The sequence below is a fragment of the Clostridium tanneri genome (assembly GCF_033659955.1).
Lineage (GTDB): Bacteria > Bacillota > Clostridia > Clostridiales > Clostridiaceae > Clostridium_AM > Clostridium_AM tanneri.
Genome location: NZ_JARUJP010000001.1, coordinates 108888 through 122052, shown reverse-complemented (window position 1 = coordinate 122052; position 13165 = coordinate 108888). Strand labels below are relative to the sequence as shown.

Genomic DNA, 13165 nt, shown 5'->3' with positions numbered 1-13165 from the left:
ATGGGATATAGAGTTATTAATGGAAAGCTGCATTTAATTGAGGATTTTCAACCTTATGACAAAAGCTCTAGAAATAAAGCTGAGAAAGCCAGGATTTCTTTTAAAGATATACTGGATAAGAAAATCGATAAAAAAGAAAGCTTTATTATATCTAACCATGCTGCAGAAAGACTTAAACAAAGAGATATAACCTTTGATGAAGAGGATATGAGAAACATTAATGAAGGGATAAATAAAGCAGAAGAAAAGGGATGTAGAGAATCCTTAATTCTTTACAAGGATACTGCACTAGTAGCTTCAGTAAGAAATAGAACCATAATTACTGCTATGGATAAGGATGATAGCAAAGGAAATGTATTTACTAATATAGACAGTGTAGTAATGTTATAAGCAGCAGGACCAGAAGATGGATGCTGTGCTTTGTGGAACGATGGAAGCAAAGCGTAATAAAGGAATTAATAAAAAAATTTTTTTCGGAGGTAAAAACATGTTACCATCAATGTATTCAGGGATTAGCGGACTTAAAGCTAATCAAAAGAAATTAGACGTAATTGGAAATAATATAGCTAACTCAAGTACAACAGCATATAAATCACAGAGAGTAAGATTTCAGGATATGGTAAGCCAGAATGTTGCACAGGCTACTCAAGCTAGTACAAACCTTGGAGGCACTAATCCAAGACAGGTAGGTCTTGGTGTTCAAATTGCAGGTATTGACACAACTACTTCTACAGGAAATATGCAGCCAACTAGTAGAAACCTAGATGCAGCTATTGATGGACCAGGATATTTCGTAGTTGGTTCAGGTCCTGTGCCAGAGGGAGATAGTACTGCTACAGGGCTTGGTACAATAGAACAGCCTACTCCAGAAGAGCATAAAATGAGTCCAAATGGGATTAACGTAAATTTTACTAGGGATGGATCTTTTACTTTAGACACTCAAGGCAGCTTGCTTACATCTGATGGTTTAAGAGTTTATGGATATGCAAATGATAATGTTGTAATAGACTATACTGAAGGAAAAGCTGATCCAAAGGTTCCATTTACAGTTACTTTTACGCCAAATGCAAATAAGGGAGCTGATACTACCATCAATTCTCAAGCCTTAGTACCTTTAGTTATACCAGATAGCATATCTGATGGAACAGATAACTACAGAATTCAGTCCTTTTCCATAGGAAAAGAGGGTTTAATCACAGCTACTTTATCTAGTGGTGCTACTGCAGTTTTAGGTCAGATAGCTATGACTTCCTTTAAGAATGATGCTGGTCTTTCAAAGCTGGGTAAAAATCTTTATGAAACATCAGCAAACTCAGGAGAGCCAATTTTAAAAAGTGCATTTGGTGTTGCCTCAACTGAGGATAACAGTAGTGGGTATGGAGAGATGCTTCAAGGAATGCTTGAAATGTCTAATGTAGACTTAGCAGAGCAGTTTACTGACATGATAGTAGCTAGCAGAGCTTTCCAAGCAAATGGTAAAATAATAACAACTGGGGATGAAATATTACAGGATTTGGTTAACTTGAAGAGATAGTATTAAGTTATAGTGGACAACTGAAATTAGACAATGAAGGTAACTTTGGCTAATACAGCTAAAAAATCAACCTTCATTGTCAATAGTCCATTAGATAAAAGGGGGATATTTATGATTAAGTTGACAGGTTTAGATAATAAGGAATATATCCTTAATGCAGATCACATAGAAAGGGTGGAGCATATTCCAGAAAGTGTAATTACGTTAACTAACGGCAAAAAGTATCTTGTGAAGGAATCTAATGAAGAAATAATAAGAAAAGTTATAGAATATAAAAGAAAGATTTATACTGGACCATAGTTCAATTTAGTAAATAAAGTTTTAACCTTATAACAACTATTTCATATTGTATAGGGAAAACAGTATGACATTAAAAGTTATTTAATTTTAGTAATAAAAGGAGAGCAGCAATATGGAGAACAAAAAAGAAAAAAAAGGCGGCAGCAAAGTCAAAATTATTATAATTGCATTAGTTGTTTTGCTTGTAGTTGGAGTTGGAAGTTTTTTTGGGTATAATATGTTTTTAAAAGATAAGTCAGGAAAAGAAAATAAGACAACAGCTGTTCAACAAATTCCAGTTCAGCAGGTTCAGCAGCAATCGGGGGCAGTAAATACAAGTTACTTAGATCAAGTAGTTTCAGAAAAAACCTTTGAACTTGATGAGTTTTTAGTTAACCTTGCAGATGAAGATGGAAAGAGATATTTAAAAGCAAAGGTATCTCTTGGTTATAACAATAAAAAATTAGATAAAGAATTAGAGGAAAAGAAACCAGTGCTTAGGGATGCAATTATATCTATATTAAGAACTAAAAAGGCAGCAGATATAGGTCCTAAGAATATGAACAATATTAAGATGGAAATTATTCAAAGAATAAACACAATGCTTAAAGAAGACCAGTTAAACAATATATACTTCAATGACATTTTAGTTCAATAGCTATTTAAGGCAAAGGAGAGTGTAGATGGACTTACAATTTTGGTGGATGCTTTTAAAAATATTAATATTTTTACCCTTTATACTTCTTCTTATTTACACATCTATGAAATTTGGTGGAAATAAACTTCAGAATATGCAAAATGGAAGATATATAAAAGTAATAGAAAGAGCAACAATTTCAAAGGAAAACAGTCTTGTAGTAGTTAAAATAGGGGATAAGGGATACGTAATGGCTTCTACTAATGGTAAGCTTGAAATAATTTCTGAATTAAGTAAGGAAGAAATAGTAAAAATAGAGACTTTGAGAACTATACCTCAGTATAATAGTTTAAAGGATTTTTACCAAAAGTCAGGATTAAAAAAGGTTTCTGACAGCCCTCACCTTAAGAGCCTTTATACAAAACTTAAATTTAAAAAGGAAGGTAGAGATGAGTAGAAAAAACAGTACAATCTTAATAAGTGTTTTTGCTTTATTATTTATATCCATAATTTTTACCACTGTAAAAGTTCATGCAGCACCAGAAGCCTTTCCCATTCCTAAAATTAATATTTCAGTAGATAATGCTGAAACACCACAGCAATATGTAGGAAATATAAAGCTGCTTATAACGCTTACAATTTTATCACTGCTTCCATCTTTTATTATGATGATGACTAGCTTCGTTAGGATTGTGGTAGTTTTTGGGTTTTTAAGGAGTGCTATAGGTACACAGCAATCACCACCCAATCAGGTTTTAATTGGACTAGCATTGTTTTTAACGGTATTTATTATGCAGCCTGTTTATAGTAGAATAAATACTAATGCTATACAGCCGTATATTCAAGATAGCATAACTCAAGAAAAAGCTATTGAAGAAGCAGCAAAACCTCTAAGAGAATTTATGCTGAAACAAACAAGACAGAAGGACTTTAAGTTATTCATAGATGCAGCAAAATTAGACTATAAGGTGACTAAAGACAATGCACCTCTTTACGTAGTTGTGCCATCTTATATGATTAGTGAGCTAAAGACAGCATTTCAGATAGGATTTTTAATATATATACCTTTTTTAATAATAGATTTAGTAGTGGGAAGTGTACTTATGTCAATGGGTATGTTTATGCTTCCTCCAGTTATGGTATCATTGCCTTTTAAATTATTATTATTTGTCATGGTAGACGGCTGGTATCTGATGATAAAATCTTTAATTATGAGTTTTTCGTGAGGTGAATTAGATGAGCGAAAATTTAGTAATTGGCATTATAAAAGATGCAATACAAACGGGGATAATGGTATCAGCACCTATACTTTTGGTTTCAATAATCATTGGACTTGCTATAAGTATATTTCAAGCTACAACACAAATACAGGAGCAGACACTAACCTTTGTACCTAAGCTTATAGCAATAGCAATAGTAGGACTTATAACAGGAAGTTGGATGCTTCATCAGTTAATAGCTTTTACAGAAAGAATTTTTACCTATATATCTCACATAACTCAGTAGAATGTTTTAATGAATAGTTAACAGGTTTTTTTCTATGATATTAGAAAACAACTAGTTTCCATAGTACTAGGAGGTGAAACAGTATTTGATAGATACACTATTTTTTACAGCACTAATACTAATAACTATAAGAATATTCGCCTTCTTTGTAGTAGTTCCAATATTTTTTCCTAATGGCACTCCCAATGCGGTTAAAGTAGGCTTAACCCTTGTTATGGCATATATGCTAATACCAGGGATAGATTATTCAACAGTAAATACTATAAATAATAATTTACCTTTCTTTATAAATGTTATGAATGAGGTAGTAGCAGGATTGACCCTAGGTTTCATAGTTAACCTGTGTTTTACTGCAGTAAAGATAGCAGGTAACCTTATAGACTTGCAAGTTGGATTTGCCATGATGACAATGTTTGACCCAACTTCAAACAGCAATGCTACATTAATGGAGCATTTACTCTATTGGTTTAGCATTATAGTTTTCTTTATTGTAGATGGACATCATATGCTTATTAAAGCATTGATGGAAAGCTTTAATGTTATTAAACTAGGAAACTTTTTTTTAAGCCAGGGTTCCATAGATCTCATATTGAGAGCTTTTGTAGAATACTTTGGCATAGCATTGAAAATAGCAATACCCATAGTATTGATAATTTTTATAACTGATTTAACAATGGGACTTATTGCAAGAACAGTTCCACAGCTAAATATAATGATACTTGGACTTCCAGTAAAATTACTTGTAGGATTGACTTCCTTTGCTTTTGCTCTTCCTATATTTCTAAAGGTTATTGAAAATTCCTTTCAAGAAATACCGGATGCTATAAAAGGTTTTTATAAAACTATACCTTTGCTTATAATATTCGCTTCTGATGATAAAACAGAAGAAGCTACACCGAAGAAAAAGAGTGATGCTAGAAAAAAGGGTCAGATAGCTAAAAGTAAGGAAGTAGGTTTAGCTTTAACACTATTATCATCGACTGTTGTTTTGTTAACTTTAGGCGGTTATGCAGGAAATGCATTAAAGGGAACACTAATTACCTTTCTAAACAACTATTTAACTACATCTTTAGACTACAGTAGCGTGCAGAAAATATCCTTTATAGTTATATGGCGTTTAATGATAATATTTTTGCCGATAGTGATCCCAATAATGGTTATGGGTATATTAGCTAATTTCCTACAGACTGGAGTACTACTTACATCAGAACCATTAAAACCGGACTTATCAAAATTAAATCCTATAAACGGTTTAAAGAGGATGTTTTCTATAAGAACAGTTATGGAGCTTATCAAGGATATAGCTATAGTATCTGTAGTAGGGTTTGTCGGTTATAAGTTTGTAAGAGACAACTATTTATATATACTTACCTTAGGAAACTTAAAACCTGTAGCGGTAATATCTGCAGTAGGTAAGCTTACGGTAGATATTTTCTTCAGGGTAACTATAGTAATGATTATTATTGCATTAATAGATTATATTTATCAAAGATATCAACACAATAAGGATTTAAAGATGTCTAAGCAGGAAGTAAAAGAGGAGTTTAAGCAGCAGGAGGGAGATCCTCAAATTAAAGGTAAAATAAAGCAAAGACAAAGGGAAATGGCTATGAGAAGAATGATGCAGGAAGTTCCAAAGGCAACGGTGGTTGTTACAAACCCAACACATATTTCTGTAGCACTTAAATATGAAGAGGGCCAGGAGGCACCGATGGTAGTAGCAAAAGGAGCAGACAGCATAGCTATTAAAATAAAAGAGTTAGCTAAGGAAAACGATATTCCAATTATGGAAAATAAGCCTTTAGCAAGATTAATTTATGCGGAGGTTGACATAAATGAAGAAATTCCAGTGGAAATGTATCAAGCAGTGGCAGAAATACTGGCACTTGTTTACAAAATTAAGAAAAAGTAATGGGCAATTGAACTAAGGGGTGATATTTTGGAAGGCAGCAGAAAAAGGTTTAGCATAAAAAATAATGTGGATATCATAATGGCTTTTGTGGTTATAGCAATAGTTCTTATGATTATAATACCACTACCATCACAACTATTAGACGTATTACTAGCCTTTAATATAACAATATCTGTAGTTATTATACTTTTAACCTTATTTACTACAGAGGTACTACAATTTTCAGTATTTCCAACTTTGCTCTTAATCACAACTCTATTTAGACTAGCACTTAATATATCATCTTCAAGGCTTATACTTAAGGATGGTTTTGCGGGAGAAGTAATCGAAGCTTTTGGTAGCTTCGTTGTTGGTGGAAACTATATAGTTGGAATAATTATTTTCTTAATAATAGTAATAATACAGTTTATAGTTATCACAAACGGTGCTGGTAGAGTATCAGAGGTATCAGCAAGATTCACACTGGATGCTATGCCTGGAAAGCAGATGAGTATAGATGCAGATTTAAATGCAGGTATGATTGATGAAGCTGGAGCAAGAGAGAGAAGAAAGAAACTTCAACAGGAAGCAGATTTCTATGGAGCTATGGATGGTGCTTCTAAGTTTATAAAAGGTGATGCCATAGCAGGACTTATAATCACAGCAATAAATATACTAGCAGGTATTGTATTAGGTGTGGTTATGCTAAAAATGGATGCAGCTACTGCTGCACAAACCTATACAAGATTAACCATAGGAGATGGTCTTGTAACCCAAGTTCCTGCTCTTTTAATATCTACAGCATCTGGTATATTAGTTACCCGTTCTGGTAATGATGAGAGTTTTGGAAGTCTTACAATTAGACAGCTTACCGGTTTTCCAAAGGTTATAGCAATGGCTTCAGTAGTACTTTTGTTCATGGCCATGATACCTGGGCTGCCACATTTAGCTTTTTTTATTCTTTCATTGGCTTGTGGAATTGCAGCATACCTTCTATATAAGGAAGAAAAAGAAAAGATTATTGAACAGATAGAAATAGAACAGCAGGAGATAACAGAAATAGAGAGTAAAGAGCCAGAAAATGTAATGAGTCTTATATCCGTAGAGCCTATGGAGGTTGAGATTGGTTATGGACTTATTCCACTAGCAGATGAAAGCTCTGGTGGAGACTTGTTACAGAGAATAACCTCCGTTAGACGTCAATGTGCTATTGAGATGGGAATAGTAGTACAACCTATTAGAATAAGAGATAATCTACAGCTAAAGACTAATGAGTATGTTTTAAAAATAAGGGGAACGGTAATGGCAAGATCAGAACTAATGCCAAATATGCTGCTGTGCATGGATCCTACAAATAGTGAAGCAGAAATTCAAGGAATTAGAACAGTAGAGCCATCCTTTAATCTTCCAGCATTGTGGATAAATAAGGATCAAAGGGAAGAAGCTGAAATTAAAGGGTTAACAGTAGTTGATCCTACCACTGTTATGGTTACTCATTTAACAGAAACAATTAAGAATCACTCTTACGAATTGCTTGGAAGGCAGGAAGTTAAGCTTATCGTAGATTCTGCTAAGGAAAAATACAGCGCTGTAGTTGAGGAGCTGATACCAGACCTTTTAACTATAGGAGAACTTCAAAAGGTACTTCAAAACCTTCTGAAGGAAAGAGTGCCTGTTAAGGACATGGTAACTATAATGGAGTCTTTAGCAGATAACTCAAGAACCACAAAAGATATTGAAGTTCTTACAGAATATGTTAGATTTGCTTTGGGAAGAAGCATATGCAATCCTCTTGTAGATGAAAATAGAAGTATAACTGTAGTTACATTAGATCCACAAATAGAGGATTTAATTGCTAATAATATACAGAAGTCTATGCAGGGATCATTCCCAGCAATAGACCCTGACACCACAGGAAGGATATTAAACTCTATAAAGAATACTCTTGATTCTGTATACTTTTATGAAAATCAGCCAGTAGTTTTGGTATCACCTAAGGTAAGACCAGCTTTTAGAAAACTTATAGAAATGGTATTCCCAGCGATAAATGTATTATCGTTAAATGAAATCCCAAATGATATAGAGATAAGAACGGAAGGGGTGATTTCTATATAATGATTATAAAAAAGTATGTAGTCAATAACATGAATGAAGCTATGACTAGAATTAGATACGAACTTGGAAAAGATGCAGTTATAGTAAGTCAGAGAAAGATAAAAAAAGGCGGCTTTTTAGGAATTTTTTCAAAAAAGATGCTAGAGGTCACAGCGGCAGTAGATAACAGTAAGGATGATACATCAGAAGATATGCAGGAAAGCATTGAAGCAATAAAAAGATTAATGACTAATAAACTGGATGGAGAATTAAAAGTCAATAACAACTTTAATGAAATAGAGAGTAAGTATAAATCTAGGCTACAAATTGGAGAAAAAAAAGAAGAACAAGTTAAAGAGTATAAACCTGTAGAAGATGGTAATAGTGAAGCAGTAATGAAAGAAATGCAGGAAATGAGAACTATGTTAGGTGAAATGATTAATATGTCTGCTGCAGGAAGCCTTAGTAAAAGCAAAATGGAGTTAACACTAGAGGGTTGCGATTTAGATCATAAGGTTATAAAAAAGATAATGACAAAGATGAGAAGTATTGAGGATGATAGAACAGAAGAGGAGAAAGTTAAGGATATTATTGAGAATATGATAGAGATATCACCAAATAAGCTAGATAATGTAGTAGTTCTTGTAGGACCTACCGGTGTTGGAAAAACTACTACCATCGCAAAGTTAGCCGGGAGATTTGCTCTAATTGAAAAAAAGAAGGTAGGCCTTATTACAATTGATACCTATAGAATAGGGGCGGTAGAACAGCTAAGGACTTATGCTGATATTATGAATATACCGTTTAGAGTAGTATTTACTATGAAGGATATGGAAACTGCAGTAGAGGCAATGGATGACTGTGACGTGATTTTAATAGACACAACAGGAAGAAGCAGCAAAAACACAATGCAAATATCTGAGCTTAGAGCTTTTATAGATAAAGTCAATACAAATAATATTAACTTAGTTATAAGTTCTACTACGAAAAATAAGGATATAGAAGTAATAGTTAACGGATATAAAGCATTAAACTATAATGGAGTAATTATTACTAAGCTTGACGAAACTTCAACCTATGGTTCTATTTTGAATATACTAGAGTGTGCAGAAAAGCCAATTAGCTTTGTAACTACAGGTCAAAATGTTCCGGATGATATAAAAATTATGAGTTCAAAAGAAATAACCAAGCTTATACTAGGAGAAGATGTTATATGCTAGACCAAGCACAAAAATTAAGACAATTAGCAGAAAAAGAAAATATTAAAAGAAAAGATCCTAGTGGGGAGAAATCAAAGCCCAGAATTATTACCGTTACTTCTGGAAAAGGTGGAGTAGGAAAAAGTAATTTTGTTGTAAATTTAGCTATAGCCCTACAAAAAATGAATAAAAGAGTGTTTATATTCGATGCAGATATGGGAATGGGAAATGATGATGTGCTGATGGGTTTTTTGCCTAAATATAATGTTTATGATGTAATTTTTGGAGATAAAACAATAGAGGATGTAGTAATAGAGGGGCCGCTGGGGGTAAAACTTCTTCCAGGAGGAACTGGAATAACAAGACTAGAAGAAATTACAAAGAGCCAGAGAGAAAATTTTTTATCCAAACTTGCCAGTTTAGATAATCTAGACTATATAATTATGGACACTGGAGCAGGTATAACTAAAACTGTATTAGGATTTGTTGATTGTTGTGAGGAGTTAATAGTTATAACCACTCCAGAGCCTACATCACTTACAGACGCATATAGTCTTCTTAAAGCTGTAAACTATTTTAAGATAAAAGATGCGGCAAAAGTAGTAGTTAATAGAACTATAGATACTGATGAGGGAAGGCAAACCTTTAATAAGTTTGATAATGCAGTAAAGAAGTTTTTAAACATTAAGTTGGAGTATTTGGGAAATATTGCAGAGGATAAAAAATTGGTTCAAGCTGTGAGAAAGCAGCAGCCCTTCATAGTAGGGTATCCAAACTCAGAGGCAGCTAGAGACATAGTTTCTATAGCAGACACTATTTTAGGTCTACAACCAAATAAAAAGGGAAGTTCAGTACAGGACTTATTTAGAAAAATTTTTAATATTTTTTCGTAAGGAGTAATGGCATATGGATGTTAAAATACAGTTTTTAGTTAATAATAAAATAGAAATAGACTATAATGATGAAGCCTATAAGAGTAACATTCAAGATGTAACCGATGAATATATTGCAATAAGTATACCAGTACATGACGGAAAGTATCTGCCTCTGGCTAAAGGGGAAAAGGTTACAGTCTTATATTATTATGGGAAAGATATCTACAAATTTAACACAGTAGTAATAGGAAGAAAGATAGATAGAATATTACTGATAATGCTTAAAAAACCAGATACTGTAACAATTATACAAAGAAGAAATTTTGCAAGAGTACCTTTTATGTTAAATGTTTATTGTGCACTAATACGTACTGAAAAGAGTATAAATACTATTAGCGATAACCAAATAGATTTTTTTGATGCATATACATTAGATATAAGTGGCGGAGGATTAAGAATCGTAGTTGATAGAAAACTAGAGCACAAAATACAAAAAGGAAATATTCTAATGTTAACAATTCCTATAGACAACGAAAACTTAACTTTAGAAGCTAAAATCATAAGAGTTGAAAATGATAGAAAGAATCCTAAAATCATTTGTGGTTTAACATTCCTAGATTTAGATAGAAAAACAAGAGAGACTATAGTGAAATTAGTATTTGAAATTATGAGAAAACAAATGAGAAAGGGTGCAAAGGGGGACTAGCTTATGGCATTAGCAGATGGGCTTAATATAAAAGAGGAGTTGGTAAAAAAATATATACCATTAGTGAAGTATATAGCCTCTAGAGTTATAATAGGCAAAACAAAATATATTGAATATGAGGACTTAGTAAGCTATGGAATGGTTGGACTTATGGATGCTATTAATAAGTTTGATGATACTAGAGGAATGAAGTTTTCAACTTATGCCTCCATAAGAATAAAAGGTTCCATGATTGATGAACTAAGAAAAAATAGTCCTATTTCCAAAGGTGCTATGGATAAGCTTAATAGATATAATGATGCAGTAGATAAGCTGCAAAAGAAACTTGGAAGAGAACCTGAGGACAAAGAAATATCACAGTTACTTCAGATATCTTTGAAGGAAATAATGGAGATAGAAAACTATATAAATTATATATCTATAGTTTCTTTAGAGGATTTAATATTCTCCGATGATGATGATATTCCTTTAATAGGAACTATAGAGGATGACAAAAGTCCAAGCCCTGAAAAAACCTTAGAGGAAAAGGAGGAACTAGAGTATTTAGCTAAGGCTTTAGACTTGCTAAATGAAAAGGATAAAACTGTTCTATCTTTATACTACTATGAGGGTTTAACTTTAAAGGAAATAGGAAAGGTATTAACTGTATCTGAATCTAGAATATGTCAGCTTCACAGTAGAGCTATTGTGAATTTGAGAAAGGCTATGATAAAGCTGAAGTATATAGAGCAGTAAGTACCTACTGCTCTCAGTATAATAATTAAAAGAGGAGAAATAGTATGACAGTAATTGTCCTTATTATTATCGGAACATTATTAATAGTGTTAAATATTAATGCAATTAGAAAAGATAAGAAATCCTTTAAAGCTGTGCTAAATAATGAAGAAGATGACATAAAAGAATATGAAGTTGAGATAGGTAAAATTAGAAGAGAGTTTTCTGAAACAGTACTAGAGCTTCAGAAGGAGATTGAGAATTTAAAAGATAAAAATGAAAATATTATTGATAATAGCGAAAAAGTAAGTATAGGAATAGAAAAAAGTAGTAAAAATGATACTTGGGGTAACCAAGAACTGATAGAGCTTATACATAAGAATGCCAATATAACACAAACAGAGGAAACAGATAATTTGTATACTATTAAGGTTAATAATAGAACCGAAGAAAGTTCCTCGCAATATGATGAAAAATCAGAAGATAAAAATTTACATAATGAGCTAAATAAATCAGATATAATAGACGAAAATAATAGTGAAGAACATAATACAGTTAGGGTTAATGAAATTAGAGAATTGCTAGAGGTCGGTTATAATGTCGAAGAAATCGCTGAAAAGATCGGTATAGGTAAGGGGGAAGTACTATTAATAAAAGAGTTGTATATAAAATAAAAACCTTATTTGATTTTTTAAGTGATAGGAAAATATTAGTGGGAATAGGGATAGGAATGGTATTGTCTACCCTTATTATGACCGGTGTAAAAATTAATTATCAGATGAGCAAAAGTCAAATTGAGGATAAAGCCAGGGGTATGGGCATGGTATATCCAGAAGAGGTTAAAGTAATAAATGATAAGGGTGTGAGCAAATGATAAGAAGTCTTTATACTTCCATATCAGGAATGATAACTCAAGAAGCAAAACAGAATGTAATAACCAATAATTTAGCAAATGCAAATACTGTAGGCTTTAAGAGTGATGATCTATCAATAAGAAGATTTAATGATGTGTTAATAGAAAATTATGACAAAAAGGTTGGGGACAAAAATGTAAAAAATGTCATAGGTTCCTTAAGCCAAGGAAGTAAGATAGACTCTGTTAACACAAATTTTACTCAAGGAATGCTTCAAACAACTGATAAACCTACAGATTTTGCAATAGAAGGATCTGGTTTTTTTGTGGTACAGAGGAATGATGGAGCTGGTAATGGTCAATATTATACAAGGGATGGCCACTTTCATTTAAATTCTCAGGGTATCCTTGTAAATGATTCAGGGGATACTGTGATGGCTAGAAATTTACAAACAGGAGAGCTTGGACCAATTAATGTAGGTAATGGAAAATTGGTAACAGATGTCAATGGTAATATGAGCATCAATGGAACTAGACTATATAAATTGTATACTGTAGATTTTGCAAATTATGGTCAGTTAACAAAGGTTGGGGACAATCTTTATCAAGGAAACAATCCAACAGAAAATAATGCATTAGTTAAGCAAAACTCTTTAGAAAGATCTAATGTTAGTGTAATAAACGAAATGACTAACATGATAACTACTATGAGGTCCTTTGAAACCAATCAAAAAATTATTCAATCATTAGATGAGACTTTATCAAAGTTAGTAAACGAGGTAGGAAGTGTAAGATAGAGCAAAGAATAGTTAGTTCATAAGTGATTATTATACAATCTTATTAACTGCAAGTTCTGTGCCTATGATTAAAAAGAGGT

The 13165-nt window shown here is 32.6% G+C and carries 16 protein-coding genes; all 16 read left to right on the top strand.

Annotated features, from left to right (window positions below):
* The 16 genes from P8V03_RS00635 (at position 1) to P8V03_RS00560 (ending at position 13085) form a co-directional block, all read left to right on the top strand.
* Positions 1-390, top strand: coding sequence for a TIGR02530 family flagellar biosynthesis protein (locus tag P8V03_RS00635; protein WP_318796350.1), 390 nt, complete (start codon positions 1-3; stop codon positions 388-390).
* Between the two features lie 97 nt (positions 391-487).
* The gene (locus P8V03_RS00630; protein WP_318796349.1) at positions 488-1534 is read left to right on the top strand and encodes a flagellar hook-basal body complex protein; all 1047 of its coding nucleotides are present in this window, start codon (positions 488-490) and stop codon (positions 1532-1534) included.
* 111 nt (positions 1535-1645) lie between these two features.
* Entirely contained in the window at positions 1646-1834 is a 189-nt protein-coding gene (locus P8V03_RS00625; RefSeq protein ID WP_318796348.1) for a flagellar FlbD family protein, read from the top strand.
* 112 nt (positions 1835-1946) lie between these two features.
* On the top strand, positions 1947-2471 hold the full coding sequence (locus P8V03_RS00620) for a flagellar basal body-associated FliL family protein (RefSeq protein ID WP_318796347.1): 525 nt from the start codon (positions 1947-1949) through the stop codon (positions 2469-2471).
* A gap of 25 nt (positions 2472-2496) precedes the next feature.
* On the top strand, positions 2497-2907 hold the full coding sequence (gene fliO, locus P8V03_RS00615) for a flagellar biosynthetic protein FliO (RefSeq protein WP_318796346.1): 411 nt from the start codon (positions 2497-2499) through the stop codon (positions 2905-2907).
* Complete coding sequence (gene fliP, locus P8V03_RS00610) at positions 2900-3676, top strand: flagellar type III secretion system pore protein FliP (protein ID WP_318796345.1); 777 nt, start codon at positions 2900-2902, stop codon at positions 3674-3676. Before fliO ends, fliP begins: the two co-directional genes overlap by 8 nt.
* A 10-nt stretch (positions 3677-3686) precedes the next feature.
* Positions 3687-3956: a flagellar biosynthesis protein FliQ gene (gene fliQ / locus P8V03_RS00605; protein ID WP_318796344.1), complete on the top strand. Its 270-nt coding sequence runs from the start codon at positions 3687-3689 to the stop codon at positions 3954-3956.
* A gap of 85 nt (positions 3957-4041) precedes the next feature.
* A complete protein-coding gene (locus P8V03_RS00600) occupies positions 4042-5868 on the top strand; it encodes a fused FliR family export protein/FlhB family type III secretion system protein (RefSeq protein ID WP_318796343.1) in 1827 nt (608 codons plus the stop codon).
* Between the two features lie 27 nt (positions 5869-5895).
* Positions 5896-7962 carry a flagellar biosynthesis protein FlhA gene (flhA, locus tag P8V03_RS00595; RefSeq protein WP_318796342.1) on the top strand — a complete coding sequence of 689 codons (2067 nt, stop codon included), beginning with the start codon at positions 5896-5898 and terminating at the stop codon, positions 7960-7962.
* On the top strand, positions 7962-9161 hold the full coding sequence (gene flhF, locus P8V03_RS00590; RefSeq protein WP_318796341.1) for a flagellar biosynthesis GTPase FlhF: 1200 nt from the start codon (positions 7962-7964) through the stop codon (positions 9159-9161). Before flhA ends, flhF begins: the two co-directional genes overlap by 1 nt.
* Positions 9155-10033 (top strand): MinD/ParA family protein, encoded by an 879-nt coding sequence (locus P8V03_RS00585; RefSeq protein ID WP_318796340.1) that lies wholly within the window; start codon positions 9155-9157, stop codon positions 10031-10033. The genes flhF and P8V03_RS00585 overlap by 7 nt, the downstream gene beginning before the upstream one ends.
* 13 nt (positions 10034-10046) lie before the next feature.
* Positions 10047-10721, top strand: a complete 675-nt coding sequence (locus P8V03_RS00580) for a flagellar brake protein (RefSeq protein ID WP_318796339.1) — start codon at positions 10047-10049, stop codon at positions 10719-10721.
* Between the two features lie 3 nt (positions 10722-10724).
* Entirely contained in the window at positions 10725-11456 is a 732-nt protein-coding gene (locus P8V03_RS00575) for a FliA/WhiG family RNA polymerase sigma factor (protein WP_318796338.1), read from the top strand.
* A gap of 44 nt (positions 11457-11500) precedes the next feature.
* Complete coding sequence (locus tag P8V03_RS00570; RefSeq protein WP_318796337.1) at positions 11501-12109, top strand: DUF6115 domain-containing protein; 609 nt, start codon at positions 11501-11503, stop codon at positions 12107-12109.
* Between the two features lie 38 nt (positions 12110-12147).
* Complete coding sequence (locus P8V03_RS00565; RefSeq protein ID WP_318796336.1) at positions 12148-12309, top strand: hypothetical protein; 162 nt, start codon at positions 12148-12150, stop codon at positions 12307-12309.
* Positions 12306-13085: a flagellar hook-basal body complex protein gene (locus P8V03_RS00560; RefSeq protein ID WP_318796335.1), complete on the top strand. Its 780-nt coding sequence runs from the start codon at positions 12306-12308 to the stop codon at positions 13083-13085. Before P8V03_RS00565 ends, P8V03_RS00560 begins: the two co-directional genes overlap by 4 nt.
* The last annotated feature ends 80 nt before the right edge of the window (positions 13086-13165 follow it).